Below are 22,026 nucleotides of genomic sequence, written 5' to 3' on the forward strand. Positions count from 1 at the left end.
AAATATTAATTAAAAGTTATATTGAATTCTTGCAAAAAGCTGTCTTCCAGCAAGGTTAGCAATCTGGACAGGATCTGTATAGTCAAATAAATTATTGGCTCCGGCCTGAAGCATTAATTTGTCCGTTATGTATTTTGAAATTGACAAATTGGTTAGAAAATAATCATTTACAAACTTGTCGTATTTATCCAGAATGTTATTGTTATTGGTGTCAAACATACCGTATTTGCTTCGGTAGAAAACCCGTAAATTGATATCCGTTTTTATTACCGGAATTGTATAAGCGAATTTAATATTGGCGGTATGTTTGGATCGATTGTATAATCCAAAATAATCTGATTTACTAATTTCAACCGTTTGTAATTGTGAATTTCGGATGTATTGGTGTTCTTCAAAATTATCCAGAACCGATTTGTCTTTTGCCATTAAATATTGATATCCCAACGATACAACAAATTCTTTGGTAAAACTATAAGTCGAGTTATACTCTACACCATAAGTAAATATTTTATCGAAATTGGTATAACTAAAAATATTCTGTCTATTGTTTTTTTGTGCTACAACTTGTGTGTCAATTAAATTATCTATCAAATTATAGAAAGCATTTACATCTATTTTTATTTTGTTTCTTTTATAAAAACCTCCAAAATTAAAATTGATCGAACTTTCAGCTTGTAATGGTTTGTCAAAACTTATTCCTGCCGTTCTGGATAAAAGCTGACCCTGCTCTTCAAATTCGTTTAAACGATCCTCAGCAACATTATATCCTAAAACAGTATAACCAACTGACGGATTGGTAAAATCAAAAAATAATTGTCTGAAATCCGGTGCTTTATAACCGTAACCAACTGAAGATTTCAAAGAAAAATTATTATTAAACTTATAATTCACCCCTAGTTTCGGACTGAACTGCGAAGCATATTCGCTATGATTGTCATATCTGAATCCAGCAAGAATATTCAATTTTCCGGATGGGTTGTAATCGTATTGTACAAAAACATATTGAGAATTAAAATTTACATTACTTTCAAAATAGGTTCTGTCAAGGGTTTCATAATTTAAACCAACTCCGGCAGTTAATTTGTCATTTTTTATTGAAAAAGTTGTTCTGACTTCCGGTCTGAAAAGCCATTGATTGTAATATGTTTTTTCAAATTGTACATTATTTTCGTCATTTAAAAATGAATCATTTTTATAATTGGTCGTATATAATTCGTATTCTGAATATACTTTAGAATTCCATTTATGCTCTAATTTAATTTGCGAATTCCATTCCTTTTCCTTTGCCTCTCCATTGTATATTTTGGATTCAACTACAGCAGCATTATCTGATTTCTGATTAAAAAACCGATTGCTTACAATTAACTTCAGATTTTCTGAAAAATCGTAATATAATTTTGGCTGAATGGTCGTATTATAATATCCTTCTACATTTTTCAGTGATGTACTTTTATCCAAATCATATCCATCAGTTGCATAATAATTAGCAAACAAATTGGCAGCAAATTTCTTCTTCTTCCAAAGTAAATTAGCATTAGCATCACTGGTATTGAATGTTGCATATCTATAAGAAAGACCACCTGCAAACATGTCTTTTGTGGGTCTTTTTGTAATTACATTAATCACTCCGCCCATTGCTTCAGAACCATACAAAGCGGATGAAGCTCCTTTTACAATTTCAATTCTTTCTATGTTTCCAACCGAAATCCTCGATAGATCTAAAACTCCTGAACTTCTCCCTACAAGTGGCAGACCATCAATCAAAATCATGGTATAAGCTGCATCCAGACCCTGCATCTGAATTCCTTCAAAACCACTTTCATCCGGAATTAAAATAATCCCTGTCTGTTCACTTAGAATTTCGTTTAATCTTGTAACCCCGGATTTTATAATTTGCTCTGATGTAATGATTGTCATTGGTAGTGGCAATGATGAAAGCACTCTTTCTGTCCTTGTACCTGTAGTAACCGTAACTTCCGACAATTCATTTATAGAAACACTATCTTTTTGTTTTTCCTGAGCAACAGAAATCTGACAACAAACAAACAGCGTAAAAAGGATAATTTTAACTTTCATTATTTTTATTCAGTCTTAATAATACTGCAAATATATAATTATTTTTATTTATTCTAAATAAACTTTATATATTTGCTAAAAATTTTTAAACCAAATTAATTCCTAAGTTATGATTACAAAAAGCCTCTACTTATCAGCCGTTATGGCTTTAATTTGCAGTCTTGGTTTCAGCCAGGATAAAAAACAGCAAGACATTAAATCAATCAAATCAATGTGCGGGTGCTATGAAGTAAAATTTAATTTTGCTGAAACTTTTCAGTATGCAAAAGATTCTGCCGCTTACAAACCTTCACAAACCAAACATGAATCTGCTTTAGAATGGGTAGAATTATTAGAGGACACTCCTAACAAAATCGTCATGCAGCACTTATTAATTGTAAGTGATGACATGATTATTAAACACTGGAGACAAGATTGGTTATACGAAAACACAGACTTGTATTTATTTGACAGAAACACTTCATGGAAGTATAAAAAACTGGATAAAAAAGCTGTAAAAGGACAATGGACTCAAAAAGTATATCAGGTAGACGACAGCCCAAGATACGAAGGGTCTGCAACCTGGGTACATGTTGATGGTCAGAATTACTGGGCAAATGTAACAGATGCCCCATTGCCAAGAAGAGAACACACAAAACGTAATGATTATAATGTTTTAAAAAGAAGAAACATTCATGAAATTACTGCTACCGGATGGAATCATGAGCAGGACAATGATAAACTGATCAGAGATGACAACGGAAAAGATGTCTTGTTAGCGCAAGAAAAAGGAATGGACGTTTATACTAAAGTTCCGGATATTAAATGTATTGCCGGTCAAAAATGGTGGGCAGCAAATAATGCACTCTGGAAAAATGTTCGTGATAAATGGCAGACTCTTTTTGACAGACATAAAGACTTAAACTTAGAAGCTAAGGTTGATAAAAAATCCCTATATTCTCTTTTATTTGATTTAAAACCAAATGCAACGAAAGCAGAAACGGATGTGATTATCGACAAGTTCGTAAAATAAATTGTTTTGTGTTAGTTGTTAAAATAGCCGATAGTTTTAAAAACTACCGGCTATTTTTGTTGTTTGTTTTGACTAAACCACTATGGACTTAAAGTCTATAGATTTGGTTTGGCAGACAGAAAGTCTACAAGGTTTAAAAGTTTAATTTTAACCACAAATTACACAGATTTTCACGAATTATTTGTGTCAATTTGTGGTATAAAAACTTTTTTAGACGCTAAAAGCGAAATGTACTAAAGTATATAGTTTTAAACTATTTTTACATTCTCTCAGGAACTTCAATTCCTAATAACGCAAAAGCAGATTTAATAACTTCGGCTACTTTTTGCGAAAGCTGTACTCTGAATATTTTTTTAGTCAAATCTGTTTCTCCTAAAATATGTACCGACTGATAAAATGAATTATACTCTTTGACCAAATCATAGGTATAATTTGCAATTAAAGCCGGGCTATGGTTTTGTGCCGCATTTTGAATTACTTCAGGAAAAAGTTCGATTTGTTTTACCAGTTCTTTTTCTTTTTCGTGAATCACTTCGACTCCGCTCAGTGTGACATTGTAGTCAAAATCAGCTTTGCGAATGATCGATTGAATTCGCGCATACGTATATTGAATAAACGGACCCGTATTTCCGGCAAAATCTACAGATTCTTCCGGATTAAATAAAATACGTTTTTTTGGATCTACTTTTAAAATGTAATATTTTAAAGCTCCTAGCCCAATTGTTTTGTACAATTTAGCTTTTTCTTCAGCAGAATAACTTTCCAGTTTTCCTAAATCTTCAGAAATTTGTTTTGCTGTTGCCGTCATATCATGCATCAAATCATCAGCATCTACAACAGTTCCTTCACGGCTTTTCATTTTTCCGGATGGCAAATCAACCATTCCATATGATAAATGATATAAGCTTGAAGCCCAGTCAAAACCTAACTTTTTCAGAATTAAGAATAATACTTTAAAATGGTAATCCTGCTCGTTCCCTACGGTGTAAACCATTCCGCCAACATCCGGCATGTCTTTTACACGCTGAATTGCAGTTCCGATATCCTGTGTCATGTAAACCGCAGTTCCGTCAGAACGCAGCACAATTTTACGATCTAAACCTTCGTCAGTCAAATCAATCCATACTGAACCGTCAGGATCTTTTTCGAAAACTCCTCTGTCAAGTCCCACCTGAACAACATCTTTTCCTAATAAATACGTATTGCTTTCGTAGTAATATTTATCAAAATCAACTCCAAGATTGGTATATGTTACAGCAAAACCGTCATAAACCCATTGGTTCATTTTTTTCCAAAGTGCAATTACTTTTTCATCTCCGGCTTCCCATTTCTTAAGCATATCTTGTGCTTCAATAATAATAGGCGCTTGTTTTTTTGCTTCTTCTTCCGTTTTACCAGTTTCTATTAATTGATTGATTTCACCTTTATAGGCTTTATCAAACTCAACATAATATTTACCAACTAGTTTATCTCCCTTCAAATTTGAACTTTCCGGAGTTTCTCCATTTCCAAATTTTTCCCAGGCGAGCATCGATTTGCAGATATGAATTCCGCGATCGTTAATGATTTGTGTTTTATATACTTTTTTACCCGAAGCTTTAATAATTTCAGCTACAGAATATCCCAGCAAATTATTACGAACGTGACCTAAGTGTAAAGGTTTATTTGTATTTGGCGAAGAATATTCGACCATTACCGCCTTATCTTCAGGGTTTGGAGTTATGAAACCAAATTTAGTGTTGTCTTTTATTTCATTAAAGAAATTCAAATAATAGCGATCTGCAATTACGATATTAAGAAAACCGGAAACAACATTGAATCTTGCAACTTCTGCCACATTTTCAACCAGATAATCTCCAATTTTATTTCCTAATTCAACAGGATTGCTTTTAGTCAATTTCAATAAAGGAAAAATCACCATGGTAATATCTCCCTCAAACTCTTTTCTGGTAGTCTGGAATTCGATTTTATCAACAGTAACATCAAATAATGCCTGAATGGCGCTTTGTATAGAAGGAGTAAGAATTTGTGATAATGACATGTAAACTTATTTTAAAGTGAGCAAATATAATGCTTATTCATCAATTAGAGAAAACGAAAAACATATTAAATACTAAAGAATAATTAGAAATTCTCAAAAACAGACTTGTTATAATTGTTAAAATTATCAAAAAAATAAACCACTAATCCCTTACAAAACAGAACATCTAAGAAAATATTAATTTTTTCTTATTAATTTCTTGTAACAAATTGTTAGCAAAAATGTCTTATTAGGAAATTTGAATACAATCAATCATCAATCAAATCAAAATAATCAATTATCAAATCATGAAATTAAAATTCTTTCTGTTTGCATTATTCAGTTTTATTGCAGCAGCACAGGCTCAGAATACGGGAACGGTTTCCGGAAAAATTATTGAAAAATCCAATAAGGCTCCCATTTCTTATGCTACAGTTTCGATTAAAGACAACGGAAAAGTGGTATCAGGGGTAAACACAGATGACAACGGAGATTTTACAATTAAAAACCTTCCTCTAAAAAGTTACACAATCGAAATTCAGTATATTGGTTTTAGAAAATATATTGGATCTGTAATTTTAAGCGACAATAAAAAAACGGCTGCTTTTAATGTATCTCTTGAAGAAGAAGCGACTCAGCTCAAAGGCGTTAATGTTGTTGCTGAACGTTCTACAATTGAACAAAAAATTGACCGTAAAGTGATCAATGTTGGTAAAGACCTGACAACTGCAGGAGCTTCGGCATCTGATATCATGAATAATATTCCTTCTGTAAACGTAGATCAGGACGGAAAGCTTTCACTTCGTGGAAATGAGAATGTACGTGTATTAATTGACGGAAGACCAACAAATCTTGATCCGGCGCAATTACTGAAACAGATTCCGTCAACTTCGATTAAAAAAATTGAATTGATTACTAATCCGAGTGCAAAATACAATCCGGAAGGGATGTCAGGAATCATTAATATTGTTTTACACAAAAATGCGAATACCGGTTTTAACGGAACTTACAGTGGTGGTATCACCTTCGGACAAACTGCAAAATACAATCAGTCATTAGATTTAAATTATAAGACCGGAAAAGTAAACTTCTTTGGGAATGCAGGTAATAACTTTGGAACACATTTTAACGATGGATTTATCAAAAAAACAGACAAGAGTATTACACAGGATTTAGACATTTCAAACGAAGACGACTCCTACTTATACAAAGTGGGGATGGATTATTTAATTAATGATCATAATACTCTATCTTTTTACACCACTCAAAATAAAGCAACAGGACTTGGCTTTGTAAATACTAATATTGATTATGTTAATTCAGCGGATAACATTTTAAATATGTATCAAAAATCAAGATATCAGGGACCAAACAAAACCGGTACATATAATTTAGCTTACAAACACATCTTCAAAAAAGAAGGTCATACATTAGATTTTGAAGGAAATTATAGTGATACAAAAGAAACTCAAAATGCGGCTTTTGATACTGAAACAACAAAAACTGATAATACATCCAACAGTATTGTTTACAGTGATTTCATAAATGATGAACGAAAATTAAGCACTTTTAATGTTGATTATGTAAATCCGTTAAACGAAAAGACGACCCTCGAAGCGGGTGCAGAAGCCAGAATAACCCGTACTGAAAATAACTATACAACCAACAATCCTATAGTTACTGACAAAGTTGTTAATTATACTTATGATACTGATATTTATTCTGCTTATTTAACATTTGGACAGAAATTTAAAAAATTAAGTTACCAATTGGGAGCTCGTTTTGAAAGCTATAACGTGACAGCTAATTTAAATAATGGTTCCAAAAAATTTGATGATGATTATATTACTTTATATCCATCAGCTTATTTAACATATAATCTAAATGAGAAAAACACTTTGCAACTTAGCTACAGCCGTCGTGTTGACCGTCCGAGTTTAGAACAGACAAAACCTATTCGTGAGTTTTCTACTCCGTTGGTTACTTCATTTGGGAATCAGGAACTAAGACCTCAGTTTACTAATTCTGTTGAAGTAAATTACACTAAAACCTTCGAAAAAGGTAGTTTTACTACAGGTGTTTTTGTTAGAAGCATTAATGATCAGATTGGCAGAATTTTACGTCCGGATCCATCAGATTTAAACGGGAATAAGCAAATTTTAACGTTTGCCAACTATGATCACAATACAGCATATGGTTTTGAAGTTTCTTTGAATTATAAAATTACAAAATGGTGGGATATTCAGCCGTCTATCGATTTTTCAAGCATAGATCAGGATGGCGTTGTGTTTTTAGCAAATGGAACATCAAAAAACAATCCGGTTACAGTTGCAGCATTCAACGGACGTATGAACTCTAACTTTAAAGCAAATAAACGTTTAAGTTTCTTATTGTTCGGTTTTTACAGAGGGGCTGTTGATGGAGTTCAAAATAACAGCCATGAAATGTACAAAATGGATATAGGGTCACGTTACACATTATTAGACAACAAAATGAATATTAGCTTACGTTTTAATGATGTTTTCAACACTATGAAATATGCTTTTGACACCCAATATCCTTATCCGCAATCAGGACAATTTACATGGGAAAGTCAAACAGTTTATTTAGGCTTAACCTATAATTTTGGAGGTGGAAAAATTAAAAACCTGCAACGTAAACAAAGAGAAGATAACACTAATAAAGGTGGTGGCGGAATGTTTTAGTCCTACTTTTTAATTTTGAATATTTTTTTTATTAGTACTTGTAGAAAAATGCCTGGAGTTTGCCAACTTCAGGCATTTTTTATTGATTAACATTTATAAAAAATTTCGAATTTCTTTTATTTCTTCGGGATTTGCTGTTTCTGTATTATCTGTAATGGCTGATGAATGATAAAAAGTAGGTTCTAATTTATCCTGCAATAATTTAATATTTGATGATCGTAATCCTCCGCCAGGCATAATTTCAATTCTGTAATTGGCTAATTTTTGAATTTTCTCTAAATTAAAAATTCCCTCTTCAATACTTATTTGCTGTCCGGAAGTTAAAATGGTTTTAAAACCACAATCTATAACATCTTCTAAAGACTGCTCAACATTTTTAACCACATCAAAAGCACGATGAAAAGTACAGGAAAGGGGATAAGCTAAATTGACTAATTCCTGATTTTTCTTTTTATTGACACTCCCGTTTTCATTTAAAATTCCAAAAACAAAACCATCAACACCTAATTTCTTAAATTGTTTTATGTCTTGCTTCATTTCGACAATTTCTTCATCTGAATAAACAAAATCTCCACCTCTGGGTCTTATTATAACGTGCATTTTTATAGAAAGTTTTTCACGAACCTTTACCGCCAAAACATAATTAGGTGTTGTACCGCCAAGATGCATATTTTCGCACAATTCTATTCGGTCAGCACCGTTCTCCTGGGCAATTAATGCTGATTCGTAATTAAAACAGGCTATTTCAAGTTGACTCTTTTTCATTATGTAACAGGAATTGAATTGAACCAAATATAAAAAAACCTGCTTCAAAATGAAACAGGTTTTATATAATTTCCAAGTAATAATTTACCATTTGATAATGGCACTTGCCCAGGTAAATCCACTTCCAAAAGCTGCTAAAACAACAGTGTCTCCTGACTTAATTTTTCCTTGTTCCCATGCTTCTGTTAAAGCAATTGGAATAGACGCAGCGGTTGTATTACCGTATTTCTGTATATTATTATGAACCTGATCGTCTGATAATTTGAATTTGTTCTGAATGAATTGTGAGATTCTTAAATTTGCCTGATGCGGAATCAGCATATCAATATCCGATACCTGCAAACCATTTGCTTCTAAACCTTCATTGATAACTTCAGCAAAACGAACAACTGCATTTTTAAACACAAACTGTCCATTCATGTAGGGATAATAACTTTCATCATTAGGATCGTTATCGGCAATGATATCCGTTACCCAACGTGCCCCCATCCCCGGAGCCTGCAAAGCTAATTCTTCAGCATGCTGCCCTTCAGAATGTAAATGAGTCGATAAAATTCCTTTCGTTAAATCTTCTTCACGGCTTAAGACTGCCGCTCCTGCTCCATCTCCAAAAATAACCGAAACTCCACGCCCACGGGTTGTCATATCTAATCCTGTAGAATGAACCTCAGAACCAATTACTAAAATGTTTTTATACATTCCGGTTTTAATATATTGATCCGCAACAGAAATTGCATACACAAAACCAGAACATTGATTTCTAACATCTAATGCTCCTACAGTTCTTAATCCTAAATCTCGTTGCACTAAAACTCCGGGACCAGGAAAATAATAATCCGGACTTAATGTAGCAAAAACTACAAAATCAATATCTTCTTTGGCAACACCAGAACGCTCAATTGCTATTTTAGCCGCTTTTACTCCCATCGAAGTTGTGGTATCTTCTCCACGAATAATATGTCTTCTTTCCTGAATTCCTGTTCTTTCCTGAATCCACTCATCATTGGTATCAATAATCTTAGACAAATCATCGTTTGTCACAACATTTGAAGGAACATAATATCCTAAGCCCGTTATTTTTGAATGATACATATTTTTTTATTATTTGTTAAAAATTTGGACTACAAATTTAAGTATACTTAAAAACATAAGTATACAAATTACTGTTTTTTTCGCAATTAACAATTTAATACTTTCTTAAAACTATTCATTATCTTAATTTCTCTTTTTTTATATTTTGTTTTGTTTAATAAATTTAAAAAAGAAGTAAAAAGCACAAGAAATGTAACAAGATTACGATATTTTAGACTAACAAAATACATCCTTCCTTTTTAAACACAAAAATTGAAATTATGAAATTAAAAATTACCCTGCTTCTATTTTTAAACGTGAGTTTTATTGCTTTTGCACAAGAAAACCTCATGTATCAAAAACCATCCAAATCAATTTTGGACCTGGCTGATTATGAAAGAGCACCTAGTGTATCTATGGATACTAAAAAAGAATATTTGCTTTTATCCTATAGAAGCACCTATAAGACTTTAGATGATTTAAATCAGGATGAACTGAGACTGGCTGGTTTAAGAATTAACCCTAGCACTAATATTTCCAGCACTGTAACTTATATAAACAATTTAAAAATAAGAAAAATAAATAACACAGCGGAAATACAGGTTTCGGGATTGCCGGACAATCCAAAAATAAGTAATATTCTTTGGTCTCCAAACGATAAGAAAATTTTATTCTCTCATACAACAAATTCAGGAGTTGAACTTTGGGTTTTGGATGTTGCTTCAGCAAAAGCTAAAAAACTTACTGAGGGAATTGTCAATGCAAATCTAGGAAATCCATTCAGTTGGTTTTTAGACAACGAAACTATTTTGGTTAAAATGCTTCCAAAAAACAGACAACCTTTACTTGACGCCAAAAAAGATTTGCCAACCGGACCTATCATTTCGAATACATCAGGAACAAAATCACAAAACAGAACCTATCCTGATATGTTGAAAAATCAAAATGATGAAATAAATTTTGAAAACATTATCACTTCTGAATTATATAAAGTCAATCTTAACGGAACTGCTACCTTGTTTAAACCAGCTGCTATGTATGCCGGAGAACGAATTTCGCCTGATGGAAATTACATACTATTAACCACTATCCAAAAGCCTTTTTCGTATGTTGTACCCTTAAACCGATTTCCTTTTAAAACGGTGGTTTATGACAATAATGGGGTAGAGATAAAAGTGGTAAATGAAGTTCCGCTTAATGAAATTATACCAAAAGGCTTCATGGCAGTCAGAAAAGGAAAAAGAGAAATGGCATGGCGAAATGACAAACCAGCTACTCTATCATATGTTGTAGCTTTAGACGAGGGAGATCCTGCCAATAAAGCAGATTTTAGAGATGAACTATTTTTATGGGAAGCACCATTTACAAAGGATGCCAATACATTAGTAAAAATACCTCAACGATTTAACAATATTACCTGGGGTGATGACCATACAGCAATTGTTTCTGATGAATGGTATGATACTCGAAATACAAAAACATACCTCATAAATCCTTCAAATCCGGATCAACAGCCAAAGGTAATTTCAGACAGGAATTCGCAGGACATCTATTCTGACCCTGGTATTTTTGAAACCAGAAAAAATGCTTATAACAAATATGTATTAGCAATTGAGAATAATACTGCTTATCGAATTGGTGAAGGTTTTACCAAGGATGGGCAATTTCCTTTTATCGATGAGTTTAATCTAAAAACTTTACAAACCAAACGTTTATATACTTCTGCTTATAAAGATAAAAAAGAGGATCTTTTGGAAATTGAAGATTTTAAAACCGGAAAAGTTTTAGTCCAGATCCAATCCAAAAATGACTACCCAAATTATTATTTCAGAAATATTAAAAAGCAAAACGCCCTGACTCCAATTACCAGTTTTAAAAACCCGTTTGAAAGTATTAAAGATGTCAGCAAAGAAGTAATTAAGTACAAACGTAAAGACGGTGTTGAATTATCAGGCACTTTATACCTGCCGGCAGGATATGACAAAGTCAAAAAAGAAAAATTGCCTTTATTAATCTGGGCTTATCCGGCAGAATACAAAGACAAAAGCAGTGCCGGACAGACAAGTCAAAACCCAAATGAATTTACTTTTCCGTACTATGGTTCATTTGTATATTGGGTAACAAAAGGATATGTTGTTTTGGATGATGCTGCCTTTCCTATAATTGGAGAAGGTACAACAGAACCAAATGACAACTTTATTACTCAATTAGTCGATAATGCTGAAGCAGCAATAAATGCCGTTGATGCATTAGGATATATTAACCGCAAGAAAGTTGCTGTGGGCGGACATTCTTATGGCGCTTTTATGACAGCGAATTTATTAACTCATTCTAATCTTTTTGCCTGCGGAATTGCACGAAGCGGAGCGTATAACAGAACTCTGACTCCTTTTGGTTTTCAGACTGAACAGCGTAATTACTGGGAAGTTCCATCTGTTTATAATACGATGTCTCCTTTTATGAATGCAGACAAAATGAAAACACCTATTTTATTAGTACATGGAGAAGCAGATAATAATCCTGGAACTTTCACTTTACAAACTGAACGCTATTTTCAGGCATTAAAAGGATTAGGCGCTCCTGCGAGGATGGTAATTCTGCCAAAAGAAGCGCACAGTTATGTTGCTAAAGAAAATATCCTGCACTTACTTTGGGAACAGGATCAATTTCTGGAAAAATATTTAAAAAACTAATGATATTTGGTCTTCTATTCACAAACAAAAAAGTCTCTGATAAACTTCAGAGACTTTTTTATTTGTGTTTTTTAAACTTTAACCTTTCAGCCAGGCATTTCTTAGTTTTTCTTTTGAAATATCTGTAGCTTTAAAAGTTTCGCTTTCCTCGTATGGTAATTTTACAGTTCCTTTAATAGATTGCACTTTTCCTTCACGCTTTATCTGAACAGTAATTGGATCATTATCTTTCCAGTTTTCACTCTCACCTATTAAGTCATAAATATTATCTAATGAATATGGTTTAGTATTTATAGACAAAATAACATCTGATGGTTTAAGATTCAAATTAGTAAAAAACGGATTTAACTCAATATCCGGTCGAACACTTATTTCTTTTGTTTTTGGATCTACTCCTATATACGGCACCTGTCCTTTTAAGAAAACTGATCCTGCCTTTTTCTCAGAAGCTTTGGTTACCCCCACTTTTGCCAAATATTGATCATACGGAATAGGAGTTGTTCCGGCCACGTAAGTTTTTAAAAATTCCCCAACCTCAGGATAAGTCAACTTTGTAATTTTATCAAAAAGTTCATTATCATTAAATGGTTTTTCGACTCCGTATTCCTCAGATAACTTGTGCATTAGATCAAGAATTCCTCGTTCTCCGTTACTTTTTTCCCTGATTATTATATCAATACACATTCCAATCAAAGCCCCTTTTTGATATACATTCAAATATTGGTCTTTATACGGCTGTTCCAACACATTTTTACTCATAACAGTAAAAGACATCGTATCATTTAAACCTTTTGCCTGTTCGATCTTATCGGCAATACGGGTATAAAATTCAGCTTCATCAATTAACCCCTGATTAATCTGGAAAAGATTGGCAAAATATTCTGTTACACCTTCATACATCCACAAATGTTCAGACATTTTTGGAGCATTATAATCAAAGTACTGAATTTCTTTAGAATGAATAGTTAATGGAGTTACAATATGAAAAAACTCATGAGAAACTACGTCTTTCATCGATTCAACCAATTTATCTTTAGGCATCGATTCCGGCAAAACTACAGTTGTAGCAGTTGGATGTTCTAAAGCACCAAAACCATGTGCATCATCTTTTGCCATACTTGACAGATACAACAAAACTGTATATTTTTTAGTAGCATTTACTTTTCCTAAAAAGTTTTTCTGCGCTGTCATCATTGTTTTCATCTCCGGCGTAATGCTTTCTGCCGTAAATTTTCCTGTTGGAGAGTATACTGCAATTAAAATATCCATTCCATTAACGTTGAATGTAGTATAATCAGGCTTAGAATACATAATTGGGTTCTCTACCAAAACAGCATAACGAGAAGTTGTAAAAACATCACTTGTTTTGCTTGCATCTTCATCTGTCATTGAAGTTGCTCCCCAAAGTGTTTCAGGATGTGTTATGGTAACTTTATAAGGAATATCTAATTTATCCTGAAAATATCCAACAAAACCATGTGTGTTGACCATAAAGTTGATTCCTGCATTTATGTTTGTTCCCGCTGGCGAAAAGACATCATCATTACCAAAACCGGTTCCTTTTTCAGTATCAAAAGTATCACCCACCAAATAGGTAATCGTTTTTAATTTTTTTGCATCAGAAATAGACCAGGAATTATCATCAATTCTTTTTACACTTAAAGCATTTCCTTTAGCATCAAAAGCTTTAAAACCATCTGAATATTTTCCGTAATTATCCGTAGAATAGGTTCCCGGAACAGTTTTAGGAATACTGTAAATTACTTCATTAGTTTTTATTTCAGGTGCAGTAACTGTTACCAAAACTTTATCATCCTTTATATCTGTAAGATTAATATTGACAGCCACATTTTTTTGCGTAGCACCTGAAGTCCCGGTTTTACAGCTCCAAAGTGTAACTGCGAGAGCTAATGTGCAAATTATTTTTTTCATTTATTAAAAGTTTAATTTTTATATAAGTCTTACAAAATGTAAAACTGTTACAGTAAAGATATAAAATAAAAAAACTCCTGCGATTCAGGAGTTTTTGTTTAATCTAATTTATTTTTGATATAATATTTGCCGTCCAAATCCTCATCAAAATCATCTATTTTAACCGGTTTGGGTTTTGGTTTATTTGCAATTGCCTTCTTTTTCCACATCTCAAATTTTTCAAGAGGCATTTTCTTTTTCATTATTTCCAGAACTTCTTTTTCTGACAGCCCAAATTCTTTTTTTATAATTTCGAATGGATTCTTTTCTTCTAATGCCAACGAAACAAGCTTTTCAGTTTGTTCCCAATTCAATTCTTTGCGGTTACTCTTTTTCATCTCGTGAAAATTAATTCAAAATAGAGGTTAATGATTAATAGATTGATTTTCAATTTAAGTATCAATATTAATAAAAAAAATAATTAGTTGATCAGATTGAGTATATTTTTTTTATTGATTTCAGCATTTTTTTACGGTATCTGAATTTTCTCTGACATATTTGCAAATTTTATAATTTATCATTTATTCTTAACCCTTATATGCATTTTAAAATCTTATAAAATAAAATTTCTACATAAAAAAAGAAAACCAATATCTGATTTGCTCTCTCTATTTTTAAAAAACTAATATTAAACTATTTATTTTCATGATTTTGCAATACTGTTTTGTAAATAAATCCTGCTGCAATTGCACCTAAAAGCGGAGCAAGCCAAAACAACCAAACCTGTAACAAAGGTTCACCTCCGGCAAAAATAGCCTGAGATAATGATCGTGCAGGATTAACTGAAGTATTTGTAATTGGAATACTAATTAAATGAATTAATGTTAAGGCTAAACCAATTGCAATACCACAAAAACTTGTGTTTGCAAATTTATCTGTAGCACCCAAAATTACTAGCAGGAAAAAAAATGTAAGCACGAACTCAACCATAAATGCTGATGACATAGAATATCCCTCTGGTGAAAATGCGCCAAACCCATTAGATGCAAAAGCTCCGGCTTTAGTATTGTCTATTGCATTTCCTGCTTTGCCTGACCAGATAATAAACAATGTTCCTGCTGCAGCGAGAGCACCAATACATTGTGCTATAACATACGGAATCAAATCTTTTGCCGAAAATCTTCCACCTGCCCATAACCCAATTGAAACTGCAGGATTAAAATGCCCCCCTGAAATATGCCCGACAGCATACGCCATTGTTAATACGGTCAAACCAAATGCTAATGAAACCCCAAGAAAACCAATTCCTAATTCAGGAATTCCGGCTGCAAAAAGTGCACTTCCACAGCCTCCAAAAACAAGCCAGTATGTTCCAAAAAACTCTGCAAATAATTTTTTCATAATAAATGATTTTAACTAATGGTTAGTAATTTAGGTATATTGATATGCCCATAAAATCAACAAAAGCTGTAATGGCATACGCAGCAATAAAATCCATTTTGGTAAACCAAAACCTGCTTTTTTATTTTGATACATGAAAAGATTTGCCGGAAAGACAGCAACGAGCAAAGCTATAATTCCCCATGCAGCAAAATGGCTCATGAAAGGAAGAACGAGGAGAAAACCTAAAATTATTTCGGCGGCTCCACTTATAATATTTAGTAATCCGGGATTTAGGAAATAAGGAGGAATGATTTTAAGATACATCCCCGGAGATCTGAAATGATTAATTCCGGCAACAATATAAAGAAAAGCCATTAGATACAAATGCCAGGGTAAATCCATGATAATCAGATTTTAGCACGAATTTAATAAATTCCAAGGACTTTTACCTGAAAGTATGATTTTTTTTACAAATCAATTATTTTTCTAAAATTAACATTCATTATAATGATTGCCAAAACAATTAGTACGATTCCGATCCATTGTAAAAAAATCACTTTTTCATTTAATAAAACAAACGCCATCATTACCGAAACTGGCAGTTCAAGAGCAGAAACAATGCTGCCTAATCCAATTCCGGTCAAAGGAAAACCGGCATTCATAAGTATCGGAGGAATTATAGTCCCGAAAAGAGAAAGCACAATACCCCATTTCCAGAAAATTGAAAAATCAAAAGGTGCATTTTGTGTAGCCAGAGCAAACGAAAAAACAATAACAGAACCACCCAAAAGCATATATAAACTTCTTTGAGCCGAAGAAATTTTGACAGCTATACGGTTTGCTGTAAACATGGTTGTAGTAAATGATGCCGCTGCCAGAATGCCCCAGCCAATTCCACGCCAATCTAACGCAACATTATTGTTAAGAATATTAGTTGCTAACACAGTTCCAATAAGAACAATAAAAACAGCAATTATCTTTTGAATTGATGGTAGTTTCTTTTCTAAAATCATTTCAAGCAAAACCCCCATCCAGACAGTCTGCATTAACAAAACAATACCTATTGAAACAGGAATATACTTTACAGCTAAATAATAAAACAAACTAGTCATACCCAATGAAGTTCCGGCCAACATTAAATTAAAAATATTTTTCGTCGTTGCTTTTACTACATTTTCCTTATGCTTTGCTTTTTGAAAAGCATTAATCAACAAAATACCTAAAATGCCTAATATAAATTGAGAAGTAGTAACTTCTGCAGTCGTAAAACCTTCCGCATAAGCCATTTTTACAAATGTAGCCAGCATACCATAACTTGTAGCACCTAAACCAACCAGAAAAACTCCTTTCAGTATATTTTTTTGTGACATTTTGCTTTATTTAAAATTGAGCCTGCAAAGATAACACATAGTTTTGGGCTTACTATTCAAAAAACCAAAAAGGCAAAATTTTAACTTAAGAGCCTGTTTAAAATTTATTTCTGAAAAATCAAACCTTCAATCAACTTCATTTAAAAAATTTCTTTATTTTGCACCCAAATCTAAAAAACAATGAAAAAATCAATTATTGCATTTATTGCAATTACCTTATTAGCTGTCTCATGTGATAAAAAAGAACCAACTGACAGTGTACATATTACAGGAAACATAAAAGGATTAAAAGAAGGAAAATTATATATACAAAGATATAATGACACAACTTTGGTAGCTATTGACAGCATTAAGATTGATGGAAATTCAGCTTTTGAAACTACTATAAAATTAGAATCCCCGGAAATGCTTTATTTATTCCTGGATCGTGGCGTTACCAATTCATTAGACAATAATATCATGTTTTTTGCTGAACCAGGAAATATAAATATCGATGCAAATCTTGATAATTTTATTAATGGCGCCAAGATTACCGGTTCAAAAAACCAAGAGCTATATGAAGAATATCAAAAAGTAAACTCCCGCTTTAAAGACGAAAGTCTTTCATTGATAGAAGCAAAATTTAAAGCATTGAAAAGACAGGATCAAAAAGCAATGGATAGCATTGAAGCAAAAGGTAATTCGAATATTAAACGAAAATATTTATTCGCTACCAACTTTGCAATTAACAATAAAGATCATGAAATAGCACCTTATATAGCCTTGGCAGAAATTTATGATATCAATATTAAATTTCTGGATACTATTCAAAAGTCGATGACTCCTAATGTAGCTAAATCATTATACGGTAAAAAGCTAACCAAGTATGTTAATGACATCAAAAAAGAAGAAAAAAAATAATTTGAATATTTTAAACAAAAAAGTCCTGAAAATTTTCAGGACTTTTTGTTTTATTACAAGACATTAAAAAATCATAATGAACCTGATCCCATAAACCATTGAATCTAAAACTTAATTTATTCCAAAAAAAAACCATCACTTTTTGTGATGGTTTTTTGCTGAGCCGGCGGAGGGACTCGAACCCACGACCTGCTGATTACAAATCAGCTGCTCTAGCCAACTGAGCTACGCTGGCGACTCATTTTAAAACACAATTATTAATGGTTTTGTTGTCCCAAAAATAAGACTGCCCTTCATTATAACGAAAAACCATCACAAAAGTGATGGTTTTTTTGTTGAGCCGGCGGAGGGACTCGAACCCACGACCTGCTGATTACAAATCAGCTGCTCTAGCCAACTGAGCTACGCTGGCGACTCATTACGGGTGCAAATATAAGGCGGTTTTTGGTTTTTCCAAAATATATTTGAACTTTTTATACTTTTTTTTGGCTTACAATTCGTTGATTTTAGCAATTAATTGATTAGCAGTTTGTTCCAACTCAACATTGATTTGCTTGAAGTGTGCCTTTTTGTTTTCAACATTTTTAGCATTCACTTTTGTGATCAAAGTATCAAAAGCAGCGATTGCCTGATCGATCAAAGCATTCGTTTCAGGTGTAGGATTTCCTGTAGTAGACATTTCAAATAAGTAAATTGCCTCAATAATATCTCCTAATACGAAATTGATGTCTTTCTTTAAATTCTTAACGTTTGCCATTTTATTTTAATTTTAATTTGCGTTTGCAAAAGTACACATAATCTTTATATTAAGCGCTATGAAATATAAATTTCTAAAATTGAAGCCTTTCCATTCAAAATAAATGCATTTATCTCAGCCGGAATCAAAACAGTATCTCCTTTTTGATATGCTTTTTTAAAACCATCAAATTCAATTTCAAAAGCCCCTTCTATACACATATAAACCGTAAAAGTCTCTCCTGATTTAGAAACGGAAACCTTATTTCCCAACGGTATAAAATTGGTTGTAAAATAAGGACAATCAACAACTACATTTGATGTATTCGTTTTTGTTTCGTATTTCTTTTGTGTATCTACTTTATTATAATTTATTGCGTCAAGCGCTAAATCTACATGTAGCTCTCTTGTATTTCCTTGAGCATCTTTACGATCAAAATCATACAAACGATATGTAATATCTGAAGTTTGTTGAATTTCGGCCACAACCAGCCCTGCTCCGATTGCATGAACCGTTCCGGTTTCTAAAAAGAAAACATCTCCAGATTTAGCTTTTACAGTATCAAGAATAGAAACCAGGTTTTTATCATTAAGATGCTGCAAATACTCTTCTTTGCTGGAATCATTTTTGAAGCCAACAATAATTCTTGCGTCCGGGTCAGCCTGTGTTACATACCACATTTCGGTTTTGCCGAATGAATTATGACGTTCTTTGGCTAATTTATCATTTGGATGAACTTGTATAGAAAGATCTTCTCTAGCATCTAAATATTTAAAAAGCAAAGGAAATTGTTTCCCGAAACGCTTGTAAACTTCGGTTCCCAAAATTTCGTTTGGCATTTCATCAATAAGCTCCATTAATGATTTACCTTTTAGCTCTCCATTAGCTACAATACTCACATCTCCTTCTACAGTTGACAACTCCCAGCTTTCTCCGGTAATTTTTGAAACAATTGGCTTGTTAAGAATTGTTTTTAGTTTTTCTCCTCCCCAAATTCTTTCTTTTAAAATTGGTTCGAATTGCAAAGGGTATGATTTTGGTTTCATAGTTTTTTTTTGGCTAATATCTTTATTAATACAATATTTATCTAATACTATTTTTTAAACTTATAATACTAATTCTTTAATTGTATGCAACGCTTTCGGAATATGGCTGGCAGCATTCATACTGTCAAAAATCAAAATTACAAGACCATTTCTGTCAATTACATACGTTACTCTTCCGGGAAGGAGTCCGAATAAATTATTTTTAACTCCAAAAAGATGCCTCAATTTCTTATCTTCATCTGATAACAAAATAAATGGCAACTCATGTTTTTTAGCAAACTTGTGATGGGATTTCACACTATCACTGCTTATCCCAATTACTTCTGCCCCTAAATCTTTAAAATCTTCATATTGATCCCTAAAGCTGCAGGCTTCGGTAGTACAACCCGGTGTATTATCTTTAGGGTAAAAATAAATCACGAGTGGCTTCCGCCCCAAAACACTTTGGCTTTCAAAAATTTCTCCGTGACTATCTTTCGCAGTAAAATTCGGAACTATATCTCCTATTTTTAATGACATTCTTTATTCTCCTTTATAAGTTACAAAATTACGTTCCGTTTCATTCAAAACGATTTCTAAATCAAAATCGGGCTGAATTCTTTTTCTAATTTTATTCCATATCACAACGGCGATGTTTTCAGCTGTTGGATTCAAATCCTGAAATTCAGGAACATCCAGATTCAGGTTTTTGTGATCAAACGGAATTTCAACTTCTGCAAGTATGATGTCCGCCAATACTTTTACATCCATTACAAAACCAGTTTCCGGATCAATTTTTCCTGTAACACTCACTGTTAAACCATAATTATGACCATGAAAATTGGGATTATTACATTTTCCAAAAACTAAATCGTTCTTTTCAGATGTCCAGTCTTTCCTGTGTAATCGATGCGCAGCATTAAAATGTGCTTTTCTTGATATGGTTACTCTCATTTAGGCTTTAGTTAGTAGGTTTTTTATAGTTTGTGGTCCTCTAAATAATGATAAAATTCATCAAAAATTATTTTAAACCAAACAGTGTAAATTTCGGGATGCTTTTCAATATCATCTTTTACATCTTCTATCATCATCCATTTCCAATCCTCTACTTCTTCTAAATTGATGGCTGGACTATCATTATAATATCCAATCATCACGTGATCAAGTTCATGTTCAGTCAAACCATTATCAAAAGGCGCTTTGTATATAAAGTGAAACAGTTCTTTTAATTCGGTTCTAAAACCCATTTCCTCAAACAATCTGCGACTTCCAGCTTCTATATTCGACTCCCCTTCACGTTGATGACTGCAACAAGTATTTGTCCATAGTAAAGGTGAATGGTATTTTTGATGAGCACGCTGCTGTAACATTATTTCATTTTTACTGTTTAAAATAAAAACTGAAAAAGCGCGATGTAAAACCGCTTTCTCGTGTGCTTCTAATTTTGGCATTAAACCAATTTGCTCATCATTTGTATTAACTAATATTACGTTTTCTTCTATCATAAGGCGTGTTGATGTAACAAAAATACGAAAAAAGAAATGGCTTGAAAATCTCAGAAAAGATTGTGAAAAGTTTAACTAAGCCTCATTTTATTATACTCTATTGATTTTCAACATCATATTTCATTATTTTTTCAAAAAAAACCTTTTAAAACCAGGCTTTTAAAACTACAACTATATATTTTTACGTAAATAAACAAAAAGTTAAAACACACTTAAATATATCTGAATTATAATATACAAATATTTCTGCATGAAATCTCATCGTATCTTTGGAATTCAGATTAATCTCCAAAAACATGAAATCAAAAAATCTCATCAGCCTATTCTTCCTAATGCCTCTTTTTATTTTGCAGGCTTGCGGACAAAACACTAAAAAAGAACCTGAAAATAAAGTTGTGGAAAACAAAATCAACAAACCCGGAAATCCTTATTATTCAAATACAGCTACAACCAAATTAAATGTTAGCGATGCAGAATGGAAAAAAGTTTTACCCGAAGATGTTTATGCTGTCATGAGAGAAGCAGATACAGAAAGACCTTTTACAGGAAAATATTGGAGCACAGATGAGAAAGGAACTTATTATTGCGCCTCATGCGGAAATAAACTTTTTAGATCAACAACAAAATTTGCGAGCAGCTGCGGGTGGCCAAGTTTTTTCGAACAAAACAATAAAAAAAGTGTTATTTATAAAAACGACAACTCTCTTGGAATGGAAAGAATCGAAGCTCTCTGCGGAAGATGCAATGGTCATTTAGGTCATTTATTTGATGATGGCCCAGCACCTACAGGAAAACGATATTGCATGAACTCGATTGCCCTTGACTTCATTCCTGATTCTAAAAAATAAATATTT

The 22,026-nt window shown here is 32.7% G+C and carries 19 protein-coding genes and 2 tRNA genes; 5 read left to right on the forward strand and 16 right to left on the reverse strand.

The features are described from left to right. Window positions 1–9: 9 nt before the first annotated feature. The gene (locus JE46_RS14075; RefSeq protein ID WP_031455936.1) at window positions 10–2,076 is read right to left on the reverse strand and encodes a TonB-dependent receptor plug domain-containing protein; all 2,067 of its coding nucleotides are present in this window, start codon (window positions 2,074–2,076) and stop codon (window positions 10–12) included. 109 nt (window positions 2,077–2,185) lie between these two features. Here JE46_RS14075 and JE46_RS14080 point away from each other — a divergent pair, with 109 nt between their 5' ends. Beyond that, on the forward strand, window positions 2,186–3,088 hold the full coding sequence (locus JE46_RS14080; RefSeq protein WP_031455937.1) for a DUF6607 family protein: 903 nt from the start codon (window positions 2,186–2,188) through the stop codon (window positions 3,086–3,088). A 259-nt stretch (window positions 3,089–3,347) separates the two neighbouring features. Here JE46_RS14080 and argS read toward each other — a convergent pair whose 3' ends face one another. Then, the gene (gene argS / locus JE46_RS14085) at window positions 3,348–5,129 is read right to left on the reverse strand and encodes an arginine--tRNA ligase (RefSeq protein WP_031455938.1); all 1,782 of its coding nucleotides are present in this window, start codon (window positions 5,127–5,129) and stop codon (window positions 3,348–3,350) included. Between the two features lie 287 nt (window positions 5,130–5,416). On the opposite strand from argS, the gene JE46_RS14090 reads away from it, so the two are divergent. Next, complete coding sequence (locus JE46_RS14090; RefSeq protein WP_031455939.1) at window positions 5,417–7,813, forward strand: TonB-dependent receptor domain-containing protein; 2,397 nt, start codon at window positions 5,417–5,419, stop codon at window positions 7,811–7,813. A 93-nt stretch (window positions 7,814–7,906) separates the two neighbouring features. Here the strand turns inward: JE46_RS14090 and JE46_RS14095 are convergent, their stop codons facing one another. Together JE46_RS14095 and JE46_RS14100 are read right to left on the reverse strand one after the other, a co-directional pair. Next, entirely contained in the window at window positions 7,907–8,578 is a 672-nt protein-coding gene (locus JE46_RS14095) for a copper homeostasis protein CutC (protein ID WP_031455940.1), read from the reverse strand. 84 nt (window positions 8,579–8,662) lie between these two features. Continuing rightward, on the reverse strand, window positions 8,663–9,670 hold the full coding sequence (locus tag JE46_RS14100) for a 3-oxoacyl-ACP synthase III family protein (protein ID WP_031455941.1): 1,008 nt from the start codon (window positions 9,668–9,670) through the stop codon (window positions 8,663–8,665). 260 nt (window positions 9,671–9,930) lie between these two features. On the opposite strand from JE46_RS14100, the gene JE46_RS14105 reads away from it, so the two are divergent. Continuing rightward, window positions 9,931–12,342, forward strand: coding sequence for a S9 family peptidase (locus tag JE46_RS14105; RefSeq protein ID WP_031455942.1), 2,412 nt, complete (start codon window positions 9,931–9,933; stop codon window positions 12,340–12,342). A 78-nt stretch (window positions 12,343–12,420) separates the two neighbouring features. On the opposite strand, the gene JE46_RS14110 is transcribed toward JE46_RS14105, so the two are convergent. From JE46_RS14110 to JE46_RS14130, 5 genes are all read right to left on the reverse strand, one after another. Beyond that, window positions 12,421–14,274, reverse strand: coding sequence for a M61 family metallopeptidase (locus JE46_RS14110; RefSeq protein WP_031455943.1), 1,854 nt, complete (start codon window positions 14,272–14,274; stop codon window positions 12,421–12,423). Between the two features lie 98 nt (window positions 14,275–14,372). After that, a complete protein-coding gene (locus JE46_RS14115; protein WP_031455944.1) occupies window positions 14,373–14,651 on the reverse strand; it encodes a DUF2805 domain-containing protein in 279 nt (92 codons plus the stop codon). A gap of 295 nt (window positions 14,652–14,946) precedes the next feature. Next, entirely contained in the window at window positions 14,947–15,654 is a 708-nt protein-coding gene (gene aqpZ / locus JE46_RS14120) for an aquaporin Z (protein WP_031455945.1), read from the reverse strand. A gap of 30 nt (window positions 15,655–15,684) precedes the next feature. Further along, window positions 15,685–16,038 carry a DoxX family protein gene (locus JE46_RS14125; RefSeq protein WP_031455946.1) on the reverse strand — a complete coding sequence of 118 codons (354 nt, stop codon included), beginning with the start codon at window positions 16,036–16,038 and terminating at the stop codon, window positions 15,685–15,687. 65 nt (window positions 16,039–16,103) lie between these two features. Next, window positions 16,104–17,006, reverse strand: a complete 903-nt coding sequence (locus JE46_RS14130; RefSeq protein ID WP_031455947.1) for an EamA family transporter — start codon at window positions 17,004–17,006, stop codon at window positions 16,104–16,106. 180 nt (window positions 17,007–17,186) lie between these two features. Here JE46_RS14130 and JE46_RS14135 point away from each other — a divergent pair, with 180 nt between their 5' ends. Continuing rightward, window positions 17,187–17,906: a DUF4369 domain-containing protein gene (locus JE46_RS14135; protein ID WP_031455948.1), complete on the forward strand. Its 720-nt coding sequence runs from the start codon at window positions 17,187–17,189 to the stop codon at window positions 17,904–17,906. Between the two features lie 161 nt (window positions 17,907–18,067). On the opposite strand, the gene JE46_RS14140 is transcribed toward JE46_RS14135, so the two are convergent. The 7 genes from JE46_RS14140 to idi form a co-directional block, all read right to left on the reverse strand. Continuing rightward, window positions 18,068–18,141 (reverse strand) — tRNA-Thr (locus tag JE46_RS14140). A gap of 103 nt (window positions 18,142–18,244) precedes the next feature. Next, window positions 18,245–18,318 (reverse strand) — tRNA-Thr (locus tag JE46_RS14145). A 78-nt stretch (window positions 18,319–18,396) separates the two neighbouring features. Continuing rightward, window positions 18,397–18,663, reverse strand: a complete 267-nt coding sequence (locus JE46_RS14150; RefSeq protein WP_031455949.1) for a hypothetical protein — start codon at window positions 18,661–18,663, stop codon at window positions 18,397–18,399. Between the two features lie 56 nt (window positions 18,664–18,719). After that, on the reverse strand, window positions 18,720–19,688 hold the full coding sequence (locus JE46_RS14155) for a type I phosphomannose isomerase catalytic subunit (protein WP_031455950.1): 969 nt from the start codon (window positions 19,686–19,688) through the stop codon (window positions 18,720–18,722). A 60-nt stretch (window positions 19,689–19,748) separates the two neighbouring features. Next, on the reverse strand, window positions 19,749–20,207 hold the full coding sequence (locus tag JE46_RS14160) for a peroxiredoxin (RefSeq protein WP_031455951.1): 459 nt from the start codon (window positions 20,205–20,207) through the stop codon (window positions 19,749–19,751). Between the two features lie 3 nt (window positions 20,208–20,210). Then, window positions 20,211–20,621, reverse strand: coding sequence for a 6-pyruvoyl trahydropterin synthase family protein (locus JE46_RS14165; protein WP_031455952.1), 411 nt, complete (start codon window positions 20,619–20,621; stop codon window positions 20,211–20,213). 23 nt (window positions 20,622–20,644) lie between these two features. Continuing rightward, window positions 20,645–21,172 (reverse strand): isopentenyl-diphosphate Delta-isomerase, encoded by a 528-nt coding sequence (gene idi, locus JE46_RS14170; RefSeq protein ID WP_031455953.1) that lies wholly within the window; start codon window positions 21,170–21,172, stop codon window positions 20,645–20,647. Window positions 21,173–21,468: 296 nt separating this feature from the next. On the opposite strand from idi, the gene msrB reads away from it, so the two are divergent. After that, window positions 21,469–22,020, forward strand: coding sequence for a peptide-methionine (R)-S-oxide reductase MsrB (msrB, locus tag JE46_RS14175; RefSeq protein WP_031455954.1), 552 nt, complete (start codon window positions 21,469–21,471; stop codon window positions 22,018–22,020). Window positions 22,021–22,026: the final 6 nt, after the last annotated feature.

Origin of the sequence: Flavobacterium chungangense LMG 26729, from assembly GCF_000735715.2 — a bacterium.
Lineage (GTDB): Bacteria > Bacteroidota > Bacteroidia > Flavobacteriales > Flavobacteriaceae > Flavobacterium > Flavobacterium chungangense.

Excerpts from the sequence above, each read along its gene's own strand:
- JE46_RS14130 (WP_031455947.1), bottom strand. The coding sequence starts at position 17,006 with ATGTCACAAAAAAATATACTGAAAGGAGTTTTTCTGGTTGGTTTAGGT.
- JE46_RS14155 (WP_031455950.1), bottom strand. The coding sequence starts at position 19,688 with ATGAAACCAAAATCATACCCTTTGCAATTCGAACCAATTTTAAAAGAA.
- JE46_RS14095 (WP_031455940.1), bottom strand. The coding sequence starts at position 8,578 with ATGAAAAAGAGTCAACTTGAAATAGCCTGTTTTAATTACGAATCAGCA.
- JE46_RS14075 (WP_031455936.1), bottom strand. The coding sequence starts at position 2,076 with ATGAAAGTTAAAATTATCCTTTTTACGCTGTTTGTTTGTTGTCAGATT.
- JE46_RS14160 (WP_031455951.1), bottom strand. The coding sequence starts at position 20,207 with ATGTCATTAAAAATAGGAGATATAGTTCCGAATTTTACTGCGAAAGAT.
- JE46_RS14090 (WP_031455939.1), top strand. The coding sequence starts at position 5,417 with ATGAAATTAAAATTCTTTCTGTTTGCATTATTCAGTTTTATTGCAGCA.
- msrB (WP_031455954.1), top strand. The coding sequence starts at position 21,469 with ATGAAATCAAAAAATCTCATCAGCCTATTCTTCCTAATGCCTCTTTTT.
- JE46_RS14105 (WP_031455942.1), top strand. The coding sequence starts at position 9,931 with ATGAAATTAAAAATTACCCTGCTTCTATTTTTAAACGTGAGTTTTATT.
- argS (WP_031455938.1), bottom strand. The coding sequence starts at position 5,129 with ATGTCATTATCACAAATTCTTACTCCTTCTATACAAAGCGCCATTCAG.
- JE46_RS14100 (WP_031455941.1), bottom strand. The coding sequence starts at position 9,670 with ATGTATCATTCAAAAATAACGGGCTTAGGATATTATGTTCCTTCAAAT.
- JE46_RS14080 (WP_031455937.1), top strand. The coding sequence starts at position 2,186 with ATGATTACAAAAAGCCTCTACTTATCAGCCGTTATGGCTTTAATTTGC.
- JE46_RS14125 (WP_031455946.1), bottom strand. The coding sequence starts at position 16,038 with ATGGATTTACCCTGGCATTTGTATCTAATGGCTTTTCTTTATATTGTT.
- idi (WP_031455953.1), bottom strand. The coding sequence starts at position 21,172 with ATGATAGAAGAAAACGTAATATTAGTTAATACAAATGATGAGCAAATT.
- JE46_RS14110 (WP_031455943.1), bottom strand. The coding sequence starts at position 14,274 with ATGAAAAAAATAATTTGCACATTAGCTCTCGCAGTTACACTTTGGAGC.
- JE46_RS14115 (WP_031455944.1), bottom strand. The coding sequence starts at position 14,651 with ATGAAAAAGAGTAACCGCAAAGAATTGAATTGGGAACAAACTGAAAAG.
- JE46_RS14165 (WP_031455952.1), bottom strand. The coding sequence starts at position 20,621 with ATGAGAGTAACCATATCAAGAAAAGCACATTTTAATGCTGCGCATCGA.
- JE46_RS14150 (WP_031455949.1), bottom strand. The coding sequence starts at position 18,663 with ATGGCAAACGTTAAGAATTTAAAGAAAGACATCAATTTCGTATTAGGA.
- JE46_RS14135 (WP_031455948.1), top strand. The coding sequence starts at position 17,187 with ATGAAAAAATCAATTATTGCATTTATTGCAATTACCTTATTAGCTGTC.
- aqpZ (WP_031455945.1), bottom strand. The coding sequence starts at position 15,654 with ATGAAAAAATTATTTGCAGAGTTTTTTGGAACATACTGGCTTGTTTTT.